Raw genomic sequence first — 21,984 nt, 5'->3', positions numbered from 1 at the left:
ATGCGCCGTGCCGTTTCATATTGATATGGTTGTAGAGTTTTGTACCGTAAGCACGCATGCGTGCTAATCGAGTGAAATCGGCGTGTGCCAGTGGTAGGCATGAAGCTGAAAGCACATATGTGTTCCTACACCGCACGCAACAACTAGCGGAAAATAAAAATTTTTAACAAACTTGTCTGACAACCTGATAAAATAGAAGATAGATAAGTCGGAAGGGGCGCGAGTATGAAGGTCTCATTGTTTATTACTTGCTTAAGCGATGCGCTATACCCAAGAGTCGGCGAGGCGATGGTGCGCTTGCTGGCCAAGTACGGAGTTTCCTTGCAATTTCCTACGGTGCAAACATGCTGCGGGCAGCCCGCATTCAATAGCGGCTACTGGAAAGAAGCAAGGGAATCGGCGAAGACGATATTGGATGCTTTTGAGGACAGTGATTTCGTTATATCACCTTCAGGATCGTGCACGGGCATGATCCATCATTATCCGAAGCTGTTTGAGGATGATCCGGTCATGCTGGAGCGAGCGAATAAGCTGCAAAGCAAATCATTTGAATTTACGCAATTTATGGTGCAGGTGTTAGGCGTGACGGATGTTGGCGCATCATTCCCGCATAAGGTGACCTATCACCCATCCTGTCACGGCTCCCGCATATTGGGCGTAAAGGCTGAGCCGCTAGCGCTTATCCAGAAGGTGAAGGGGCTTGAGCTGGTTCCGCTGCCATTCGCCGAGGATTGCTGCGGCTTTGGCGGGACGTTCGCGGTTAAGATGGCGGATATCTCGGGCGCGATGGTTACGGAGAAGGTGGATCATGTGCTGGAGACGGAAGCCGAAGTGTTGGTCGGGCTCGATATGGCCTGCTTGCTCAATATTGCAGGCAACCTGCGTTACCGCAATGAGCCTGTCCGCGTCATGCATTTGGCAGAGCTTCTCTATGAAGGGGTGAAATAAGCATGGCTGGAGCAAAAACGGAAGCAACCGTCAAAGCACGGGCAGATCTTGCGCTTAATGACGAGTTCCTGCGCAAGGCGGTACGATTCACGACGGAGAGGCTGCGCAACGGCAAGAAAAAAGCGACAGACGAGCATGGCAACTGGGAGGATTGGCGGGAACGCGGCAAGCAGATCCGCCTGCATACCATTGCGCATCTTGATTATTATTTGAATTTGTTCGTGAACAATGCGCGGGCTAACGGCGTCCATGTGCATTTTGCAACCAACACAGAGGAAGCGGTCAAGCTCACGCTTGATATCGCCGAGCACGCGGGTGCCAAGTCGGTCGTCAAATCCAAATCGATGGTGTCGGAGGAGCTGCATCTCAATCATGCGCTTGAATCCATCGGGGTGGAGGCGGTTGAAACCGATCTAGGGGAGTATATCATTCAGCTCGCAGGCGAGATGCCGTCGCATATCGTCATTCCGGCCATTCACAAAAACCGTTATCAAATTGCCGATCTTCTCTCCAAAGAGGCCGGATATACGCTGCCGCCGGACACGACGGCGCTTGCAGGCTTCGTACGCAAGAAGCTGCGCGAGAAATTTCTCGATGCGGAAATCGGCATGACCGGATGCAACTTCGCGATCGCAGAGACGGGATCGATGGTGCTTTTTGAGAATGAAGGCAATGCAAGGATGGTCAGTACGGTTCCCAAAACGCAAATTACGCTTATGGGCATGGAGAGAATTATACCGTCCTGGTCCGATCTTGAAGTGATGGCGACGCTGCTGCCTCGTTCAGCAACGGGCCAGAAGCTGACCATGTATATGTCAGGCATTACAGGCCCGCGCCGTTCAGCGGATGCGGATGGACCGGATGAAATGCATATTATTATCATAGATAACGGACGCTCCTTGCAGCTTGGCGATCCGGAATTCCAAGAGCTTCTGAACTGTATTCGCTGCGGTGCATGTCTTAATGCTTGCCCGGTGTACCGCCATATCGGCGGCCATGCCTACGGCAGTACGTATAGCGGTCCAATCGGAGCGGTATTGACGCCTTCGCTGAACAAAAACATTGCAGAGTGGGATGATATCGCCAACGCATCGAGCTTATGCGGCGCCTGCTACGAGGCTTGTCCGGTCAAAATACCGCTGCACGACATGCTCGTCTACTTGCGCAGGCGCAAGGTCGAAAGCGGGAACGGCAGCAAGATAGAGTCGATCGGCATGCAAGGTTTTGCGACGATCATGGGCAATTCATCGCGGCTTGGCGGCGTGCTCCGCCTAGGGAAGCTTGGCCAAAAGCTGGTCGTACGCAGCGGCGTTATCAAGACGAAGCTTGGGCCGCTCAAGGGCTGGAACACATACCGCGTCACGCCTAGCTTGCCGAAGGAGTCCTTCCGCGATCGCTGGGATACGCTCGATCAGGAGCTGAAGCAAGGGCTTAAGCAGATGGAGCCGTCCATGCAGAACCGGATGGAGGAGCTCGTACGCAAGCGCGAGCTTGACGAGAAGCAAGGCAAAGGAGGACACGGGCATGGCTGATACGCACAAGCAGTGGCTGGAGAAGCTGGAAGCGGAATCGAAAGTGAAGCAGGAGCAGTTTATGAACGACATCGCCTCGAAGCTAAGGCATCCGAGAATGTTTGACAAGCCGAACCATCCTTTCCGCGGGGCGCCGGATTTCTGGAACGCGTTCGAGTGGAGCGAAGAGGAGCGCATTCAAGCTTTTACGGACAATTTCTTATCCGTGGGCGGGCATGTTGCCCGTCTTGGCTCCATGGATGAAGCGAAGTCATTCATCGTTCAAAAAGCGGAAGAAATGAGCGCGAAATATGTGATTCGCCAAAACCAGCCTGAGCTTGATGCGCTTGAGCTAGAAGCTGCCCTTACCGGGTCTAGCGTGTCGGTCTGGAATACAGACGATGAGCAATACTGGAGGGCGCGCGCAGCGGAAGCGGATTTCGGCATCGTGATAGCCGACCATGCGGTCGCCTATACAGGCTCGGTTACGGTTCTGTCCGCGCCGAACAAGGGGCGCTCCGTCAGTCTGCTGCCGACCGTGCTTATTATCATTATTCCGATTGAACGGTTGAAAACACGGCTAGGCGAAGTGCTGGTGACTTTCGATGAGGCAGGCCGCGAGCAGCTTCCGGCGGGCATCCACTTTATATCGGGACCAAGCCGCTCCTCCGACATTGAGAATGATTTGACAATCGGCGTTCATGGGCCTGGCATTGTCTATGCGCTGTTGGTAGAGTAAGTTAATCGGCTGATCCGTACGTGCTGTCACGGAAGCTCTTCAGCTTTTTAGGTTTGGGAGGTTGCGAGTGATGTCATCATTAAATGTAGAAAAGCTGTCAAAGCGCAATCATTACGAGGAAATTACGGAGCAGATCAAGCGGCTCATTGTGGAGGGCAAGCTTAAGATTGGCGACAAGCTGCCCTCTACGAAGGAAATATCCGAGCAGTTCGGCGTAGGAAGATCCACAACGCGCGAAGCGCTCAGCGCATTGAAGGCGATGGGACTGATTGATATCCGCCAGGGCGGCGGCTGCCGCGTCATCCGCGAGGCGCCATCGGAGGGAGACCTTCCAGAGCTGCAATCCCTTCGAATGAACCGGGATACGGTGCTCGAACTGCTTGAGGCGAGGGAATCGTTGGAGGTTTCGAATGCATCAATTGCTGCGATTAAGCGCACGGACGAGGATTTGGTCGCGCTTAGCCAGCTGATCGAGCAAATGGCGCATACCGTGGGGGACGAAACGGAAGGGGAGCGACTAGACCTGCAGTTTCACCTTACGCTTGCGAGAGCAACCCATAACTCGATTATGGTCCGTTTATTCGAATCGATTATGAACCATATCGAAACCGCCATTCATGATATTAGGCGCGTAGAGCTTTATGCCAGCACGGCAGTCGCGGAGCGCCTATACCAGCAGCATTCCGCAATCGTCGAGGCTATCGGAATGAAAGATGCCGAGCTGGCAGCCAAGCGGATGCAAGAGCATTTGCAGCATGTGGAGCATATCGTTCGCAAGCATCTAGGCGACAGCTGAATGAGCGGCAGCACCCGTCCATACAATTGAAAATGGCTGAACCGTAGGCTTATGCCTTTGGATTCAGCCTTTTTGCATGCAGAAGCATAAAAAACAATTTAAGATTGCGATTTCAAAAGCTCTTCAATGAGTACTCCGTTAATCCGCATTCCGGAAATATCGCAATCCTGTAAATCCACGTTCGATAAATTACAGTTCTTGAACTCGGTACGGCTGAGGTCGGAATGCTGGAATACGATAGGCTTATAGTCGCCATCTGGCTTATAATTGTCATCCGCTGGATTCGGCAGCACGACACGGTGGAATTCGGTGCCAAAAAGCTGGATGTGATCGATGACGGCATGGCTCAAATTAGCATTGCGAATCTTAAGTCCCGAAAGATTGACATTGGATAGGCTGGATTGGGACAGGTTGGCATCGTCCACGCGCAGCCCGCTTATGTTGGCGTTCGTAATGTTTGTTTTGGATAAATTCACGTCATCCCAGACCGATGCTTCCGCATTAACCTGATGAAAGGTGGAGCCGGAGATATTAGCCATATTCAGCTTCATTTGCTTATCATTCGTTTCCATTTAGCCATGCTCCTCTTCATTTCATATTCAAAGCTTTCGTTGACGCAGCAGCCATGATTCACTCTTTCGGCTGTGCTGCGCACATGAATCACTCATTCGTTTGTTCTGCCTTGGTGAAATAAAAACAGCCCGATGCATATCCCATCAAGTCAATGGTTGCAGCATTCGAACTGTCGTTAACCCTAGCTATTTAATCGTAGCCAAATACTTTTTAATAAACGCTTTCGCTTTGTCCGGGTTTTTACTATCAGGGCGTATGCCGATAATCATGCTCTCTTTGTACAACGGAACTTGGTCTACCAGCGCGCTGCTGCTCAGGTCAATACCGTAAACATGCTCTTCGGTATCCTCTTCGGTCTTCAGCTTTTTGGCAATTCCGTCTCTCATCAACGGTTTGAAGTCGCCGTTCACATCGTCATCGAGGCTCATGAGCACGCCTTGCGTGCCTACCCACTCGAATATGCCTTTATCCATGATGTAAACATCCGGATGCTCAGTTGCTAGCACAAGCACGGCTTTCTGCATGTAAGCGTATTGCGCCTGCTCGTCAGATGGCACGAGAGTAACGGTGGATACGAATCTTTTCCATTCGGGAAACGCTGTCAAAAGTGCGTTCTCGATCGGTTCTTCCTTCGGCGCATCCTCTTTCAGCATGTAATTGCCCATGAATGAAACAGTCAAATCGATTGGCGGCAAGTTGGCGAGCCGCTCTTGCTCTTCGCGATAGTTCATGAAGCTGATGACCCCGTAAATAATAAGTGCGACTGCTGCGATGGCACCGAACGTATGGAATTTGTAATAACGCCAGAAATGATCCATCTTCTGAGCCTGTCCGGCCATCTTCTTGTATTTTCCATACTCCTGCTCGTTGAAAGCGTCTGTCAGCTTCCGGTCTTCATACCCCAGAATAAGCCGGTAAGCCTGTGTAATCTTTGCAAAAGAATCTTCCGTGCCTGCTGCATTGTCTTTCTGCTGCTGCGTCCTGGACCTTGCTTGGCGCATAAGCGTCGTATAACGCTTCTCCACTTCCTCCTTGGCCGCAAGCTCTGGCAGCCCCATTGTTTCGTAGGCTTGTTTCAACTCGTCCACCTGTGTCACCTCAATTAGTAAGTAGCTCCTATATGATTCCTATCTATTAGTATACGGAATTCCGCGGGTAACGCAAATTTTGACGGATATAGGCGATCATTTGCCATCCGTGGCATTTCGCTGCCATTTGCGCCGGTAAATTAGGGGAGTATGTTCTACCCTTGCTTTGAACAACGAGATGAAATGGCTGACGTTATCGATGCCCACCAAACCTGCGATTTCAGCAACCGGCATATCCGAATATTTAAGCAGCTCCTTAGCATGGGATATACGGGTATTAATGAGGTATTCATTCGGCGAAAAGCCGGTATAGCGTTTGAATTGCTTTGCCAAATGGTACTTATTAACGGCATGCTGGCTTGCAAGTCGATCCAGGGTGAGCTTCTGCGAATATTGCTCGTCCATGAGCTGCGCGATTTCACCGATATAGCTCGGAATATCAGAAGCGGGCAGCTCCAGCTCCCATGCAGCGAGGAGCAGCTCTGTAAGCAGCTCTACGAGCAGCTTAGCGCTTACTAGCTCGGTCCTATAGCTCTTGCGCTTATGAAGCTCCAGAAGCTTGCGCAAGATGCCGGAAACGGTGCTATTCGGCTCTAATGCGAGGACTGCGTCTGTGCTCTGGGCAAATTGTTCGTAGTAAGCACGCGCGGAGCAGCCGTTGAAATGGACCCAAAGCATCTCCCAAGGCTCATCTCCGTCGGCTCGGTAATGCTGATATGGCATGCAATCGATAAAAAAGAGCTGCTGCGGTTTCAGCATATACGTATTCCCACGGTACTCAAGCTTGCCAGAGCCGGAAAGCGTATAGAGGACAAGGAAGGAGTCGAGCTGCTCACGCTCCGTGAAATAGCGGGCTTGCGTCTGGAAATGGCCGATTTCTTGTACGTAAAATAGCGATGCCTTCGCGAACGCGGACGGCGTAGCCACGATTCTGACGGAGCGCTCCGACCATGCATGCGAGGCACGTTCCATGTATGCGCACATCTTGATTCACCACCTCGCAAGATACTGTTATTTTTGACCAAGATCATTGGATGTTGTTTGCTTGGAAACCCATTACAATGACTATATAAATCTATTATTTCATACGATGATGAGGTGGTAAAGATGCTGCAAGCGATTAAACCTAGCAAACGGCCGCGAATAGGACTTTACTCGGTTGGGCTGCGCGCATATTGGGAGCAGTTCCCGGGATTGCGGGAGCGTTTAACGGAGTACGGCAGCTTTATTGAGGCACGATTATCGCAGTGGGGCGACGTATTCCATTACGGACTGGTAGATACGGAGGGCGAGGGGCGGAAGGCTGGCGAATGGCTGAATGCGCAAAACGTGGATCTCGTGTTCTGCCATGCCGCGACCTATTCGACTAGCTCGACGGTGCTGCCCGTGCATCAAATCAACAAGGCACCGGTTGTCTTTCTTAACCTGCAGCCGACCGAGCGGATCAATTATGAGCACACGACTACCGGCGAGTGGCTGGCACATTGCGGCGCCTGCCCCGTCCCGGAATTTGCGAATGCGTTCAATCGCGCAGGCATCCCGTTTCGTGTCGTGAATGGCTTGCTTGGTCTTGATTATACGCCGGCGGTCTCGCTCACGAATGAGAGGACGCATGAGCGGAAGGAAGCGCAGCGCGCTTGGCGGGACATCGAGCATTGGGCGAGGGCGGCAGGCGTTCCCCGTACGCTGCAGCACAGCCGTTTCGGCTTTCTTGGCAATACGTACAGCGGCATGCTCGATATGTATAGCGATTTCACGATGCTTCAAGCGCAAACCGGCCTGCATGTGGAAGTGCTCGAAATGTGTGATTTGGATCGGATGCTGCGCGACGTAACGCCGCAGGAAGTGAAATCAAAGCTTCAAGAGATTAATCAAATGTTCCGGATTAGCGGAAATTCGCCTTCCGATCCCATTGCCAGAAAGCCTTCGGAAGAGCAGTTGGAATGGTCCAGCAGGGTAGCTGCGGCACAGGAGAAGCTGGTACGCGAATATGATCTGGACGCGTTGACCTACTATTACCACGGAGCGCCTGGAGGCGAATACGAGAAGCTGCAGGGCGGTTTTATCGTCGGGCATTCCTTGCTTACCTCGAGGGGCATTCCTTGCTCGGGAGAAGGCGATCTGAAAACAGCCGTAGCCATGAAAATATGCGATATTCTCGGAACGGGCGGAAGCTTCTCGGAAATCGTCGTCGTGGACTATGTGGATGAAACGATCTTGCTTGGCCATGACGGGCCCTTCCATATTGCCATTTCCGAAGGGCAGCCAATATTGCGTGGGATGGGACTTTATCACGGCAAGCAAGGAACGGGGGTTTCGGTAGAGGCTAAAGTGCGCACGGGCGCGGTGACGACGCTTAACCTGACTCAAACCGGCGACGGCAAGCTGAAGTTTATTTCAAGCGAAGGGGAATCGACAAACGGACCAATTATGCGAATCGGCAATACGCAGACGCCGGTCAAATTCCGCATGCATCCCGATGCGTACATGAGCGCATGGTTCGCAGAGGCGCCGACCCATCATTGCGCGATGTCCATCGGGCATCATGCATCGCTTTTCGCAAAGGTCGCAGAGCTGATGGATGTGAAGCACGTCACGCTGTAGTTCATGATCCGGTCAAATCCAATCTGAATTTTGAACAAAATAACGGTTTTGTTTGTATGCTGTCCGGGCTCGTTTTGATATTCTTATAGGAGAATAATCGAATAGGATGGTGCACGCATGACTGTTTTGTATTCATTTGACTTTGGGATCGGCAGCGCGCCAGCTTCCCCTCACATTCAAATATGGCCAACGGCGGTATACAGCGAGATTCCAGGCTATGGCTTCGAATCATGCGAGCGCGTGAGCTCGCGAAACCGCGATGAGCAGAACCGTCTGCGGGGAGCCTTTTGCATACCGCTGGAGGCCGTGTTCCGCGTAGATTTGCCGAATGGGCTATACACCGTAACGGCAACGATCGGCGATGCGATTGCGCCGACCTCTACGACGCTGAAATATGGGACTAGCCGCATGGTTCTGAACAAGGCGGTTACGGCAGCGGGCGCCTATTCCGTCCACAGCTTCACCGTAAAAGTAACGGCCGGTTCGCTTCGTCTCGCGTTTTCAGGAGTCGCGCCGCGGATTAATGCGCTGCAGATTCAAGAAGCGCGGCAGGCGACGACCATTTATTTGGCGGGGGACTCGACCGTGACCGATCAGGACACTTTTCCTTACGCTGGCTGGGGGCAGATGCTGCCGCTTTATTTCAAAACGGACGTAGCGATCGACAATCATGCCAAGTCAGGCCGCAGCTCAAAAAGCTTTATTAACGAGGGGCGCCTGGCCGCGATTCTGGAACAGCTTAAGGCAGGCGATTATCTGTGGATTCAATTCGGCCACAATGACGAGAAATCGGATGAGGAGCGGGCAACGGAGCCTTTCGGAAGCTATAAGGAAATGCTCGCCGTATACGTGGAGGAGTCGCGGGCGAGAGGTGCCATTCCCATACTCATTACGCCCATGCATCGCCGCAAGTTCGACGAGCAAGGCCGCATTATCGATACCCACGGCGATTATTTGCTGGGCATGAAGGAGCTGGCCGCCGAGCTGGATGTACCGCTTATTGATCTGGCCGAGAAGAGCAAGGCGCTATATGAGCTGCTCGGCGATGAGCCGTCGAAAGCTTTGTTTATGTGGGCGTATCCCGGCGAATTTATCGATTTCCCAGACGGTACGCAGGATGACACCCATTTTCAGGAGCTTGGCGGTATCCAAATTGCCGGTTTGGTTGCCGAAGGCGTACGCGAGCTTGGTTTGTCGCCGCTTCAGTTGTATTTAAAATAACAAACGCAAAGGGCTATGTTTCATATATCGATCCAAAAGGGGACATTCGACTGGAATGTCCCCTTTTTATTACGGCTATTATAAACCATACTTAAAAATTCAGAGATGCTCTCCCTCTCATAGGGGGAATTCATTTGTTTTCATATATAATCCAGATTCCTTTCATTCAGAAATAAACGCAGCACGTACAGCCTAAGATCAATGGAGGCTGCAGCCCAGCCACCCGTATTCGCATGACCGTCTCTTATGATTCGTGTACGGTTGGCCTTTTTGCCATATGGCTCTTTCAGTTCATAAAAGTAAGGATGCGTGAATGCTAGGCTGCAGGCTCGATTCTTCTACCGAAATGAACTACAATAGCAAAGAATCTATTGCTATTATCGAAAAGAGGAATTGAGATGTTTGATCCAACCGTATTCGAAAACCTGAAGGTAGCCTTTGAGAACCAGCTCTACGATCTGGATACGCTGGATCGCAAGATTGATATTATAAACCGCGTGGATCGCATGGAGATGGCGGTCATGTCGCGTGAGTTCGCGCTTCAATTCAGACTGGCCGGCCGCTCTGCCGTAACGGCTGAGGTGCAGCTGACTGCTTCACTGAAAGATTTGGCAGCCGAAATCTTGGAGTGGAAGGAGGAGACGCCTTCCTGCTCGCTGCGCCTGCGCTTTGCGATGAAGCTTCATCATATTGACGAGGAATGTAAACAGATTGAGCAGATTATGCAGCGCATTTGGGAACCGGAGACGCCAGCAACCCAAACGATTAGCTATATATACGGCGAACCCGATCCGATATATAGCAACGTGATTGAGCTCGCATTCAGCCGCCGCATCAATGAGGAGCAAATGGACGATATTGAAGGGTTGGTTAAGCATATGCTTCAAACGTTAGCGAAGCTGGAGGAGCTTTCCTCATAAACGGGCCCATACCATTCGGACTTTTTCTTGTTTTTCCCAGTAAAATACTGACTGTATTCAGGGCGCGGCAGCTGTGCTATAGTACAGGAGAATCATGAACTGAAGAAGAAACGCCGGAGCTATGCCCCATGAAATATGGGCTGCCGGGAGAGGTTCGCGAACTCCCTCTATAAAAAACTATGCAGAACGATTGTCCCGCTAGGTGACATCGTCGTTTTTGCGTTCGGCGCGAAGCGGATTTCTACCGCTTCGCGCCGTTTCTTTGGTTTTTTAGCCAGCAATGAAGGAATTCAGGCGATCTCGGATCTTCTCAAACCAGAGAGGGAGATACAGCATGAAAAAAGAAAAGGCGGTTGTCGTGTTCAGCGGCGGCCAAGACAGCACCACTTGCTTGTTTTGGGCAATGGAACGTTTCTCTGAAGTAGAGGCTGTCACGTTCAATTACGGGCAGCGGCATAAACTCGAGCTGGATTGCGCGGCCGATATTGCCAAGGAGCTCCATATTAAGCATCATATTCTCGATATGTCCCTGCTTAATCAATTGGCTCCAAACGCCTTGACCAGGGATGATATTGCCATTGAGCAAAAGGAAGGGGAGCTCCCGACCACCTTTGTCGACGGGCGCAATATGCTTTTCCTGACCTTTGCGGCTGTGCTTGCCAAGCAGCTTGGCGCCAAGCATATCGTAACTGGCGTATGTGAAACGGATTTCAGCGGTTATCCGGATTGCCGCGACATATTCGTGAAATCGCTCAATGTGACGCTGAATCTGTCGATGGACTATCCGTTTGTCATCGATACGCCGCTGATGTGGCTGAATAAGGCACAGACATGGGAGTTGGCAGACACGCTCGGTGCGTTTGAGTTCGTGCGCATACGGACGTTGACCTGCTATAACGGCATCATAGCCGATGGCTGCGGGCATTGCCCGGCATGCGAGCTTCGCAGGAAAGGGCTCGACGATTATTTGGTCATGCGCATTCAAGGAGCGAAGCGATGATGATGCAGCAGGTATATCCAGCGGCACGCCACGACTATTGCTATGAGCTGAACAAGGATTTTCATTTTGCGGCTGCCCATTATGTCCCTGCGGAGGAAGCAGGCAAATGCCAGCAGCTGCACGGACATACTTATTATGCGAACGTAACGGTTGCGGGCGATGAGCTCGACTCGGCCGGTTTTTTAGTTAATTTTGCGATTATTAAGCATCTCATCCATAATCGGTTCGATCATACGCTGCTCAACGACGATAAAGAAAGCTTCAACGATGCCGCTGCCGACTATTTTCCGACGACGGAGGTTGTGGCGCGGACCATACATGAAATCGTGCAGAGGCATCTGGACGGTACGGCGAACAAGCCGCACTGCATTCAGGTTTATCTCCGGGAAACACCGACGAGCTATTGCATATACCGTCCCAAGAGAAAGGCGGATGATGATGCAGGAAGCTAAGCGTGTTCCGGTACTCGAAGTATTCGGGCCAACGGTGCAAGGAGAAGGCATGGTGATCGGCCGTAAAACGATGTTCGTCCGCACGGCAGGCTGTGATTATAGCTGCTCATGGTGCGATTCTGCTTTTACTTGGGACGGCAGCGCGAAGGCGGATATCCGTATGCTGAGCGCTTATGAAATTATAGAGCAATTAAAGGAGCTTGGCGGGGATACTTTTGAGCATGTCACGATATCCGGAGGCAATCCCGCGCTACTCCCGCAGCTAGGCGAATTGATTGATTCGCTTCATAACCAGGAAATTAGCGTAGCACTCGAAACGCAGGGGAGCCGCTGGCAGAATTGGTTCTGGTCGGTTGACGAGCTGACGCTGTCTCCGAAGCCTCCAAGCTCGGGCATGCGCACGAATTGGACGGTGCTAGACGATATCGTAGCAAAGCTACTTGCAGGCAAATCAAGCTTTTGCTTGAAAACGGTCATTTTTGACCAAGCGGATCTCGAATATGCGACGTTTGTCCATTTGCGCTATCCGAATGTTCCGTTTTATTTGCAGGCGGGCAATGGACAGCTCCAGGAAACGGAGCCGGAGCGCATGCTCCCTTATTTGGTGGAGCGTTACGAATGGCTGATCGGGCAGGTGATGCCGAATCCGGAGCTGAAGCGGGTTCATGTGCTCCCGCAGCTGCATACCTGGGTATGGGGAAATAAGAAGGGTGTTTAAAAACAATACGAAGCGAGGCGGAAACGAGCATGGACGGAAGAAGCAAGGATGAGCTCAGCGGCGTGACGCTGCTTGGCAATCAAGGAACACAATACGCATTTGATTATAAGCCTGATATATTGGAGGCATTCGACAACAAGCATCCTAACCGCGATTATTTCGTGAAGTTCAACTGTCCGGAATTTACGAGCCTTTGTCCGATGACGGGACAGCCCGATTTTGCAACCATCTATATATCCTATATCCCGGATTTGAAAATGGTAGAGAGCAAATCGCTGAAGCTGTACCTGTTCAGCTTCCGCAACCATGGCGATTTTCACGAGGATTGCATGAATATCATCATGAATGATTTAATCGCTCTGATGAACCCGCGCTATATCGAGGTATGGGGAAAATTCACGCCGCGCGGCGGCATTTCTATTGATCCTTATTGCAATTGGGGACAGCCAGGCACCAAATTCGAGCAGATGGCGGAGCATAGGCTTATGAATCATGATTTGTATCCGGAGAAGGTAGATAACCGGTAAGCTGGCAACGAGGCGGTAAGCGCTTGGAAGATGAGCCCGCCTAAAGTCTAGTATGCAGTCATGCCTGAAGTCCATTCCATTTGATTTCTATTCCTCTATACTTAGTCCTAGGAATCAAAAAGAATGGGTGAGAAAATGAGTGGACAATCCGTTATACGGAACGCGATATGCATGTCAGTACTGATTTTTACAATTGCGGCTGCCTTATCAAGCTATGGCGTGGTGCCTGAGCGCGTACATGCGGCAGAAGAGGCTGAGCGGGCAACGTATAAGCAGCTGGAAAGCGAAATAGAATCTGTAATCGGACAGCTTTATGATCCTAGTATTGCCAATGGCAGCGCAGGAGACGACTGCAAGCAGCTTCCTGGTCCTGCGAATGAATTAGAAGCTGGCCATGAACCGCTTAGCAAGCCAAGCAGCAGTCCATTTGATTAAGCAACGGGTGTCTCATCGAGACACCCGTTTTTCATGCGGCTATTTTGCCATATAACCTGCTTCCTCTTGTTTGCGCCGATAAGCAAAATGGTTCGTCGGACCGTGTCCGCCGCCAAACCCAAGCTGGTCCTCAATGGCCGCTTGAATGAACGCTTTGGCGGTTCGGATCGCCTCCGGTACCGATTTGCCTTGCGCTAGCTCGGCAGTTATCGCTGCGGAGAAGGTGCAGCCCGTGCCATGCGTATGGCGGGTGTCGATGCGTTTGCTCTCCAGGTACATAAACCGTTCTCCGTCATATAGAAGATCGACAATTCGTTCATTCGGAGCATCGTGCCCGCCTTTAATGACCACGCAGCGGGAGCCCATTTGGTAGATCGTCCGGGCAGCCTCTTCACGGTCGCTAAGCGTCCGAATGGGCATTTTGGCGAGAAGCTCCGCTTCAGGGATATTCGGCGTCGTAACGAGCGCAAGCGGGACCAGCTGTTTGATGAGAGTTCGCACGGCCTCTTGCTGGAGCAGGGCGGACCCGCCTTTGGCTACCATTACGGGGTCAATGATTAGATTCTGCCAGTCATATTGCTTAATCTTGGCAGCAACGATCTCAATGATCTCACTGCTGAACAGCATGCCTGTTTTGATTGCGGCAGGCGTTAAATCCTCGCCAATGGAATCGAGCTGCTTCTCAATGGCCGCAGCTTCTAGGGGGTATACGCCTTGCACGCCAAGCGTATTTTGGGCCGTAATGGCGGTAATGACAGACATACCGTAGGCGCCGAGCTCTTGAAAGGTTTTTAGATCGGCCTGAATGCCTGCTCCGCCGCCGCTGTCTGAACCGGCGATCGTCAGCGCTTTGTACCGCGTCATGAACTCATCTCCCATGTATCTCAATTAGCCAAAGCATTCTCAGCTTAATAAAACAATAAAGACCCGCTGATTCCCAGAAGGAAATGAGCGGGTCTAACGTTCAACATGGCCTCTCGCACATGCATGAATGCGTCTGCTCCACTTCCCTCCGCTGGAATAATCCAGATCAGGTTCCGAGGGTCCGGAGCAGATGCTCCATCTCAGCCGCAAGGCTCCCCTAGTGAAAGATTCAGGTCGATATTCGGTTTGTTTTTTTTCTACTATAGCATACACTTGAGAGATGTAAACCATAATTATCCGAAAAGGCGTTGAATCGATGAAAAATTTACTCGTTACTGGTTATCGCGCCCATGAGCTCAATATTTTCAACCAAAAGCACGAGGGCATCGTTTATATTAAGAAAGCGCTGATGGGCAAGCTTGTACCGCTTATAGAGGATGGGCTGGAATGGGTCATAACGCCAGGACAGTATGGCGTGGACTTGTGGGCTTGCGAGGTCGTGATCGCGCTAAAGGAGCTCTATCCGAATTTGCGACTATCTATTATTTCGGCTTATAGCAATCCGGAAGAGAAGTGGAAGGACGATAAAAAAGAGTTTTACCATGAGGTATTAAAAGGCGTTGATTATTATGCTTCCGTCAGCAATCAGCCCTATAACGGCATATGGCAGTTCACGGCAAGGGACGAGCTGCTCTTTCGCAAGACGGATGGCATTCTGCTTGTGTACGATGAGGATGCAGGCGAAGGAAGCCCGAAGTTTTTCAAACAGAGGGCGTTGAAAAAGCAGCAGGCAGAAGGGTATGGGTATATCAGCATAAGCTCGGAGGATATTCAGAGCATCGCTGACGACAACAACCTCTATTCGGATTATTAACCGTACGTAAATATATGTTGACACTCTTGTTTTTCTGTTGGTATACTATGTGACATTACATATTCCCGATTAATTTGATCGGAATTACATCCACGTGGAGGTCATATTCATGAGAATTGCACAACCCAAGTACACGAAGCTGCTGGCTACATTCCTTTTATCCTCTTCCCTGCTGTTCACGCAAGCGACCGCGTTTGCGGCATCTCCAGCGGTAACCGCGTCGGCAACGGCTGCTGTCGCAACGCAAGCGGATGGAGCCGCGCAGTATAAGCAATTTTTGAATGAAAAATTCGATGTGAGCCTGAGCGGAACGGTTACAAAAGGCGAGTTCATCACCGCGGTTGCAAGCATTCTTGGCTATGAGCCATCCGGCAAGGAAGCCGTGTTCTCGGACGTAAAGTCTGACAGCGAGCTTTATGCGCCTGCAGCGGCGCTTTTTGAGAAGGGTATTTTGTCCGGACCGGCAATCCAAGGCGAACAGGTGCTTACGAATTCTGTCGCTGTTGCGATTGCGGTAAGGGCTGCGGGCTTGAAGGAGCTTGCATATACGTATCCGGCTGCAAAAGTGGATAAAGCGCTCGCGAAGCTAAACGTAAAAAGCAGCGCACTAGGTACCAAAGGCGCTCAAGAAACAGCGGCAGCGGTTGATACAGGATTGCTGACATCCGATTTGTTCGCAGGCTTCAAGCCAAAAAGCGCGGCAAGCGAGCAGTTTATCAATACGCTTCTTGGCAAAGTGCTTATTACGAAAGGCCTTTACAAGAAATATATCGGCTACGTGAATGACGGCGATATTTATTCGAAGCTTAGCGATGCGTACAATACTTCAGACATCATTAATGCGCCGAAGCTGCAAAACGTAGTAAACACAGCATTGAAGCAGGATCTGATTACGGGCTACAACATTAAGGATTCCCGTTTCGACGCTAATTTCATTGATTCGTTATCGCTCATTTACGGACACTCTGATTTCAACCATGCCATCCAGCTGATTGGGCTGCTGCGCAGCGAAGGGCTGAACGCGAAGGTGCAATTCGAGCCTAAGACCTCTGCTTTTATCTTCTTGGCAGAATGGGGCACGCCTGGACCGAACGTGGTACAAATCGAGAACGGCAACTACATTAATTATGACAAAGAATACGATCTTGCATTCGAGTTTGCTTCCGCGGCAGACAAAGCTAAATTCAACGACGTGATTCTGAAATATGCTAAGAAAGACAAAGACGGCCAAGAAGGCCTGATTGCCTCTTCTTGGTGGCAGCCGCTGTATTACTCGCAAACCGAGCTGAAGGATTATGAGATTATTACGAACAACTTTATTACCGATCCGGATAGTCCTTATACGGTTAATCCATTTTCTCTGAATGAGAATTCAGCAGCGGTAGTTGCAGGCTTCAAAGCGATTGATCCGAAGGTTGTTATTACGCCGACGCAATTCTGGGTAGACAAACCATTCTTCAGATACTTGAACGGCGAATCCTCATAGTATAATAGCCGCTACAAGAAACCTGTCCCGTTAGGGTAAACTAGAGTGGGTCATCCCATAAAAATTCAAATAACCTTCAACTCCACGCTAATAGTGGGGCTGAAGGTTATTTTTTTAATCCCATCGCTTGTAAATGAAGGAGTTGGTAATTCCAAAATGGTTTCAGGGACAAGGCTTTGCTTTAAGATTCGGATTTCAGTTGAACAATGTGTTTCGGTTCATTTCAACGATGGCGCTGCTTATCGACGTTTAGGCTGAGCCTGCTGTTTGGCTGAGAAATAATACAGCCAGGATGCACCGATGGCCAAAACGGCTATGAGGCCCATTCCCCAGAAAATGTTGGAGAACGCCTGATGCAGAGGCAGCTCGCTCTGCGCAGACAAGACGATACCGCTGATCGCTACGCTGAAAGCCCCGCTAATAAATTGGGTAAGCTGAAACAAGCCCATGCCAGCGCCGACATGCTCCCCCGGCAGTATTCGGGACAACTCATTCGAAACACCAGAGTTTAAGGCGGAGAAGCCAATACTCATAATCATGTAAATCACCATAATGGCGTAAATAGAATAATCCGCGAACAAGGCAAAGGATACTGCTGCTACTAATAAGGGCAGTGGAGCGATTCGCAGCAGCACGCTGTTCCCGTAACGGTCGATGATCTTACCGACGCGACCAGACGAGAGCATCGCGAAGAGGGCACCGGGGAATATGATAAGTCCAGCTTGGCCGGGCGTGAGCTTGAACAGATGGATTAGCACCTGCGGCAGCAGAAAGAGCGTTGCAAAGTTGTTGATATAAGAGATGATGCCAAGTGAAATGAGACGGATATACTTTTTGTTGCGGAATAGAATAGGCTGTACAAATGGATTCGCAGCTCGGTTAATCCTTATCCAGAATAAAACGAGCGCGGCAACACCGCCAATTAATGCGATGAGAAAATGGTTGGTAATGTACAGCAGGACGCCTGTTGAGCCAATGCCTACGAATACCGCGCCCCATACGTCGAAGGAGCCTTTAACGGAGGCCTCTTCTGGAAGCAGGCGATGAAATACCGGTATAAGCAGCAGGGATATGCCGGTAACGATGAACAGGTCATTCCAGCCTAAATATTGCGTGATGGCGCCGCCAATGACGGGACCGAGTCCGAAACCAAGCGAAGCAGCCGAAGTAATAAGCGCCATCGATTTCCCTCGTCTTGCGAGCGGAATGAATCTTGTAATAAGCACGATGGTTAAGCTGAGCACGGAGCCGGCGCCTGTAGCCTGCAACATCCTTGCAACGAGCAGCAGTACATAATGATGGCTGAAAAAGCCGAGCACGGATGCACCACCCATCGCGAGCAGCCCGATCGTAAGCAGCAGGCGAATCGGGACAAAGTCGGATAGCCTGCTGAATGTAATGGAAGAGATGGCGAATATGATGGAATAGCCCGTAATAATCCATGAAGCGGCTGAAGACGAAAGCATGAAGTCAGCAGTAACCTGGGGCAGCGCCAAATTGAACATCATCGTGTTCATGATGACGATGATAACCGTTAAGCCGAGCAACGGAATAACGAGACTGTCTTTGAATTGGGGGCGTTCTTCCCCTGCTTGTATAGGTGAAGCGGCAACTGCGGCTGTGTTTCTCATAGGACCTCCAAGATGAGCGATCTCTCGATTTGAATTTTTATTGTACGATAATTATCGTACGATGAAAATATAGCATGAGTTATGTTATAATGCAATCAATGAATAACGGGACAGGAGTGAGGAAGAGTGAAAATCTTATTTCATCCGAATCGAGAGGATATCGAGCTGACATCCGTATTATATGCGTTAAGCGATCCCATTCGGCTTCAGCTTGTCTTATCCATCAAAAAAAACGGCGAGCAGCCTTGCGGCCATTTTGATTTTCCAGTCGTCAAATCGACGATGACGCATCATATTCGCACCTTGCGAGAGGCAGGCGTGCTGCATGTGCGCAAACAGGGTACGCAGCATTTCCTGACGCTGCGCGCGGACGACTTAAGCATGCGGTTTCCCGGCCTGCTTGAAGCAATACTTCATGCCGGAGAGCTGTAAGCGCATAATTTCTGTTTATTTTCTCGGCCAATTGCGATAGAATAAGGCAGTACTATTGCAACGAGAGAAGGAACAACATTGGGTACGCGCAAGGGCTTGAAACTACGATCTGTACTGATGCTGCTAGTAATAGGGTCCATTCTTTTAACCGCCGCATTCGGCGGTTATTTTGCATGGAAGATGAACAAGACTTCTTTAACGAATGGCTACTTGGAGAGCAATTATCAGTATGCCAAAAAACTAGCCTCCAATACGAATGAACTGCTGCGAATTATGCGAACCAATATTGATGGCATTTCTCAAATCGCAACCAAGCTCTCCATTTCGCAAAAGGAGCTGGATATTTGGTACGAAGCGAGCGAGCATTATTTCAACGCCATACTTATCGTGAATAAAGACCGGGTTGTCACAGCTGCGAGCTCCCGCAACGATGGGAAGATTGTCGGCACGGAGTTAATCTCACTGGCATCGTTCGAAGCCGTGCAGCAGCGGATTCCGCTTATTTCCCAGCCTTACTTAGGAGCGGCATCCAAACGGTTGCTTGTCATGATTTCTTCTCCTATTTTTAATGAACGGGATGAATATGTAGGCTTTGTGGCTGGAACGGTGTTTTTGAATGGCGATAATGCGCTCAATAAATTGCTTAGCGAGCATTTTTACGGAAACGGTTCGTATGTGTATGTGGCTGACAAGAACGGCCACCTCATATTCCATCCGGATAAATCGAGAATGAATGAAACGATTTTAACGAACGATGTTATAAATAAAGCGATATCCGGAAGAAGCGGCGCGCAGCAAATCGTGAATTCCCAAAACAAAAGCTATTTTGCCGGATATGCTTACGAGCCTTTGACGGGATGGGCCATCATTGCGCAAACGCCTGCTTCTATCATCGACGAACCGCTCAAACGGTTGATTTGGAGGCTTGTTTTTCAATCACTGCCCGTTTTTACCGTGATTTTATTGATTGCGTGGTATGTCTCGTATTTGTTGTCCAAGCCGCTGTTTGATTTGGCGGCATTCTCGGAGGAAGCGATTCTATCGCCGAAAGCGAGCAGTCAGCGCATGCCGCGCATTAACTCTTATATCTACGAGGTAAGGCAGCTCAACCGCAGCATCAACAATCATTTTAACCTGCTGAATAAAGAAATTCGCTTGGATGGGCTTACGGGCCTTGCGAATAGGAAAACATTCGATCTGACTATAGCCGAATGGCTTGCTGAGGGCGTTCCGTTTGCGCTTATCCTGCTCGATATCGATCACTTCAAAGCAATCAATGACCGATATGGGCATCTGATCGGCGACGAGGTTCTAACCTATACGGGGTCCCTGATCAAGCGTTTCTCGCGCAGCCATGATTTATGCTTCCGCTACGGAGGCGAGGAGTTCGGCATACTGGTTAGAGGCGGTACGGTTGCGATTGCGTCGCAAATGGCGGAACGGCTGCGGGAGGGAATTGGTGCCGAGGCAAGCCCGACTGGCGGCCCCGTCTTCGTATCGATCGGCATATCGCATTCGGAGGGGCAAGCGGCGGAAGCCAAAGCCATTATTGAAATGGCGGATAAGGCGCTTTACTTGTCCAAAGAAACGGGAAGAAACCGTACGACGGTATACGAGCATAAGCAAGCAGGACAGTGAGGCAACATGGCTGTCCTGCTTTTGTTAACGCTTATTGCAGAGAGCTACGGCTTGGTAAGAAGAGCTCTGAAGCAATATAACTTTCCCCATATTTCGGAGTGAAGGGCATCCGATTGCGGCGCCAGGTCGAATTCATTCGCAAACGATAGTCCGGCCGCACCAACTGAACGCTTCAGATGTTCCAAGTCGACGGTGGGATAATCGAATGTCAATGCTACTTTGCCGCCCGGCTTTACCGTTCTTGCAAATTCCTTCAAGCTGAGCTCCTGATCGGCGGGGCTTAAATGCTCAAGCACGGATACGCAAAATATGATGTCGAAAAAATCGCTCTCATAAGGCAATGCGGTAATGCTTGCTTGCGAATAGCTGACCTTGGACCAGCCTTGGTGCTCTTGGATCAGCCTTAGCGCATCAGCTCCGACATCCTGGATGATCTCCTCTGCTATCGTATCCCATGATGTAATCCGGACATCGTAGTCGCATGCATAGGTTTCTTGGCAATGGCCGCCCAGAAAAAATTTAAGCGGGTGGGAGATTCCGCAGGCTGCATCGAGCACGGTTGCTCCCGGCGAAGCTAGGGCTCTGCACCATTCGTATTCGTACGGGCGGCTCCACCAGGTTGGCGGAAGCGGGTAAATAAATGGATTCGATGTCGGATCGTTTACGCTGAAGAAGCGGGCTTCCTTCAACAGGCTTTCGTCAGTGGCAGACATAGCTTTTCTCCTTCCAAGGGGGAATCATTGTGATTGGCTTTTATGATCGCTGCTCATCAAAGTAGCTTATGACCGAGTAGGCGGATTCAGTATCTTTCTGATTTGTTTTATGGTATGTTTGCGGATCAAGCAATGACGGCGAACACGGATGATTGGAGAGGGGATGGCCCTATGTCAGCGATGTTTTCATTTGATGCCTTTCCTCGGTTGGAAACGGACCGGTTTATATTGCGCAAGACGGAGGAGAAGGATATAGCCGACCTATATGAGCTTTATTCGGATCCTGAGGTGGTGAAATTTACGCCGCTGCATCCGCTTATCGATCTCGACGAAGCGAGGCAAGAGATGAATTGGCATGTCGAGATTTTTGAGCAGCAGGTGGGCATCCGTTGGCTGATCGAAGACAAGGCTTCGGAGAAAATAATCGGAACATGCGGCTTTCTCCACTATGTGAAGGAGTACGCGCGAACCGAGATCGGCTATGATCTTGCTCCGGCTTACTGGCGCTGCGGCATTATGAGTGAAGTAGCGGCGCCGATTATCGCATTTGGCTTTAACAGCATGCATCTGCACTGCATAGAGGCGAAGGTGGATGCGGCTAATGCAGCTTCCATCGGCTTGCTTGCGGAGCTCGGCTTTAAGCCTGACAGCGAGCTGAAGGAATATGAGTTCGAGAAGGGGCAATACATAGAGCTGCTTCATTTTTCAATGCTTCGCAAGGAATATAGGCAGCTGCGTTTTTCATAATCCCTTTCGCAATTGAAGCTTGCCGAGTATAATGGAGGGAAGGAACGGAGCTTACTGATCCCTTACT

At 50.5% G+C, this 21,984-nt stretch carries 23 protein-coding genes and 2 riboswitches; of the genes, 17 read left to right on the top strand and 6 right to left on the bottom strand.

Features of this window, described 5'->3' with window-relative positions; genetic code table 11:
• The first annotated feature begins 225 nt into the window (after positions 1-225).
• The 4 genes from AC0YN3_RS19010 to AC0YN3_RS18995 all read left to right on the top strand — a co-directional run bounded on the left by AC0YN3_RS19010 (position 226) and on the right by AC0YN3_RS18995 (position 3,994).
• Positions 226-948 (top strand): (Fe-S)-binding protein, encoded by a 723-nt coding sequence (locus AC0YN3_RS19010; RefSeq protein WP_475776517.1) that lies wholly within the window; start codon positions 226-228, stop codon positions 946-948.
• 2 nt (positions 949-950) lie between these two features.
• Complete coding sequence (locus AC0YN3_RS19005) at positions 951-2,480, top strand: LutB/LldF family L-lactate oxidation iron-sulfur protein (RefSeq protein WP_475776516.1); 1,530 nt, start codon at positions 951-953, stop codon at positions 2,478-2,480.
• Positions 2,473-3,198, top strand: a complete 726-nt coding sequence (locus AC0YN3_RS19000; RefSeq protein ID WP_475776515.1) for a LutC/YkgG family protein — start codon at positions 2,473-2,475, stop codon at positions 3,196-3,198. Before AC0YN3_RS19005 ends, AC0YN3_RS19000 begins: the two co-directional genes overlap by 8 nt.
• A gap of 70 nt (positions 3,199-3,268) precedes the next feature.
• Positions 3,269-3,994: a FadR/GntR family transcriptional regulator gene (locus AC0YN3_RS18995; RefSeq protein ID WP_475776514.1), complete on the top strand. Its 726-nt coding sequence runs from the start codon at positions 3,269-3,271 to the stop codon at positions 3,992-3,994.
• Between the two features lie 98 nt (positions 3,995-4,092).
• Here the strand turns inward: AC0YN3_RS18995 and AC0YN3_RS18990 are convergent, their stop codons facing one another.
• The 3 genes from AC0YN3_RS18990 to AC0YN3_RS18980 all read right to left on the bottom strand — a co-directional run bounded on the left by AC0YN3_RS18990 (position 4,093) and on the right by AC0YN3_RS18980 (position 6,639).
• Positions 4,093-4,566, bottom strand: a complete 474-nt coding sequence (locus AC0YN3_RS18990) for a pentapeptide repeat-containing protein (RefSeq protein ID WP_475776513.1) — start codon at positions 4,564-4,566, stop codon at positions 4,093-4,095.
• Positions 4,567-4,752: 186 nt separating this feature from the next.
• Positions 4,753-5,655 carry a J domain-containing protein gene (locus AC0YN3_RS18985; RefSeq protein WP_475776512.1) on the bottom strand — a complete coding sequence of 301 codons (903 nt, stop codon included), beginning with the start codon at positions 5,653-5,655 and terminating at the stop codon, positions 4,753-4,755.
• Positions 5,656-5,751: 96 nt separating this feature from the next.
• Positions 5,752-6,639: an AraC family transcriptional regulator gene (locus AC0YN3_RS18980; RefSeq protein ID WP_475776511.1), complete on the bottom strand. Its 888-nt coding sequence runs from the start codon at positions 6,637-6,639 to the stop codon at positions 5,752-5,754.
• Positions 6,640-6,762: 123 nt separating this feature from the next.
• Here AC0YN3_RS18980 and AC0YN3_RS18975 point away from each other — a divergent pair, with 123 nt between their 5' ends.
• The 8 genes from AC0YN3_RS18975 (at position 6,763) to AC0YN3_RS18940 (ending at position 13,532) form a co-directional block, all read left to right on the top strand.
• Positions 6,763-8,259 (top strand): L-arabinose isomerase family protein, encoded by a 1,497-nt coding sequence (locus tag AC0YN3_RS18975; protein WP_475776510.1) that lies wholly within the window; start codon positions 6,763-6,765, stop codon positions 8,257-8,259.
• Positions 8,260-8,376: 117 nt separating this feature from the next.
• Complete coding sequence (locus AC0YN3_RS18970; protein WP_475776509.1) at positions 8,377-9,480, top strand: rhamnogalacturonan acetylesterase; 1,104 nt, start codon at positions 8,377-8,379, stop codon at positions 9,478-9,480.
• Positions 9,481-9,878: 398 nt separating this feature from the next.
• Positions 9,879-10,400, top strand: a complete 522-nt coding sequence (locus AC0YN3_RS18965) for a hypothetical protein (protein ID WP_475776508.1) — start codon at positions 9,879-9,881, stop codon at positions 10,398-10,400.
• Between the two features lie 143 nt (positions 10,401-10,543).
• A riboswitch (PreQ1 riboswitch) is annotated at positions 10,544-10,587 on the top strand.
• A 147-nt stretch (positions 10,588-10,734) separates the two neighbouring features.
• A complete protein-coding gene (gene queC / locus AC0YN3_RS18960) occupies positions 10,735-11,400 on the top strand; it encodes a 7-cyano-7-deazaguanine synthase QueC (protein ID WP_475776507.1) in 666 nt (221 codons plus the stop codon).
• Positions 11,400-11,852 carry a 6-pyruvoyl trahydropterin synthase family protein gene (locus tag AC0YN3_RS18955; RefSeq protein ID WP_475776549.1) on the top strand — a complete coding sequence of 151 codons (453 nt, stop codon included), beginning with the start codon at positions 11,400-11,402 and terminating at the stop codon, positions 11,850-11,852. The genes queC and AC0YN3_RS18955 overlap by 1 nt, the downstream gene beginning before the upstream one ends.
• Entirely contained in the window at positions 11,833-12,570 is a 738-nt protein-coding gene (gene queE, locus AC0YN3_RS18950) for a 7-carboxy-7-deazaguanine synthase QueE (RefSeq protein ID WP_475776506.1), read from the top strand. Before AC0YN3_RS18955 ends, queE begins: the two co-directional genes overlap by 20 nt.
• Before the next feature lie 29 nt (positions 12,571-12,599).
• Positions 12,600-13,097, top strand: a complete 498-nt coding sequence (gene queF / locus AC0YN3_RS18945) for a preQ(1) synthase (protein WP_475776505.1) — start codon at positions 12,600-12,602, stop codon at positions 13,095-13,097.
• Between the two features lie 123 nt (positions 13,098-13,220).
• Positions 13,221-13,532, top strand: a complete 312-nt coding sequence (locus tag AC0YN3_RS18940; RefSeq protein WP_475776504.1) for a hypothetical protein — start codon at positions 13,221-13,223, stop codon at positions 13,530-13,532.
• A 39-nt stretch (positions 13,533-13,571) separates the two neighbouring features.
• Here AC0YN3_RS18940 and thiD read toward each other — a convergent pair whose 3' ends face one another.
• Positions 13,572-14,396 (bottom strand): bifunctional hydroxymethylpyrimidine kinase/phosphomethylpyrimidine kinase, encoded by an 825-nt coding sequence (gene thiD, locus AC0YN3_RS18935; RefSeq protein WP_475776503.1) that lies wholly within the window; start codon positions 14,394-14,396, stop codon positions 13,572-13,574.
• A gap of 126 nt (positions 14,397-14,522) precedes the next feature.
• Positions 14,523-14,625: riboswitch (TPP riboswitch) on the bottom strand.
• An 87-nt stretch (positions 14,626-14,712) separates the two neighbouring features.
• Here thiD and AC0YN3_RS18930 point away from each other — a divergent pair.
• The gene (locus AC0YN3_RS18930) at positions 14,713-15,270 is read left to right on the top strand and encodes an SLOG family protein (RefSeq protein WP_475776502.1); all 558 of its coding nucleotides are present in this window, start codon (positions 14,713-14,715) and stop codon (positions 15,268-15,270) included.
• 109 nt (positions 15,271-15,379) lie between these two features.
• Complete coding sequence (locus tag AC0YN3_RS18925) at positions 15,380-16,756, top strand: hypothetical protein (protein ID WP_475776501.1); 1,377 nt, start codon at positions 15,380-15,382, stop codon at positions 16,754-16,756.
• 239 nt (positions 16,757-16,995) lie between these two features.
• On the opposite strand, the gene AC0YN3_RS18920 is transcribed toward AC0YN3_RS18925, so the two are convergent.
• A complete protein-coding gene (locus AC0YN3_RS18920) occupies positions 16,996-18,387 on the bottom strand; it encodes an MFS transporter (protein WP_475776500.1) in 1,392 nt (463 codons plus the stop codon).
• Between the two features lie 126 nt (positions 18,388-18,513).
• Here AC0YN3_RS18920 and AC0YN3_RS18915 point away from each other — a divergent pair, with 126 nt between their 5' ends.
• Positions 18,514-18,819: an ArsR/SmtB family transcription factor gene (locus AC0YN3_RS18915; protein WP_475776499.1), complete on the top strand. Its 306-nt coding sequence runs from the start codon at positions 18,514-18,516 to the stop codon at positions 18,817-18,819.
• Between the two features lie 78 nt (positions 18,820-18,897).
• A complete protein-coding gene (locus AC0YN3_RS18910; RefSeq protein ID WP_475776498.1) occupies positions 18,898-20,457 on the top strand; it encodes a sensor domain-containing diguanylate cyclase in 1,560 nt (519 codons plus the stop codon).
• A gap of 44 nt (positions 20,458-20,501) precedes the next feature.
• Here AC0YN3_RS18910 and AC0YN3_RS18905 read toward each other — a convergent pair whose 3' ends face one another.
• A complete protein-coding gene (locus AC0YN3_RS18905) occupies positions 20,502-21,170 on the bottom strand; it encodes a class I SAM-dependent methyltransferase (RefSeq protein ID WP_475776497.1) in 669 nt (222 codons plus the stop codon).
• Positions 21,171-21,341: 171 nt separating this feature from the next.
• Here AC0YN3_RS18905 and AC0YN3_RS18900 point away from each other — a divergent pair, with 171 nt between their 5' ends.
• Positions 21,342-21,917, top strand: a complete 576-nt coding sequence (locus tag AC0YN3_RS18900) for a GNAT family N-acetyltransferase (RefSeq protein ID WP_475776496.1) — start codon at positions 21,342-21,344, stop codon at positions 21,915-21,917.
• Positions 21,918-21,984: the final 67 nt, after the last annotated feature.

This window comes from Paenibacillus sp. J22R232, from assembly GCF_056269165.1.
Note: the sequence above shows the minus strand (reverse complement) of the source record. Positions and strands in the feature narration are given on the sequence as shown.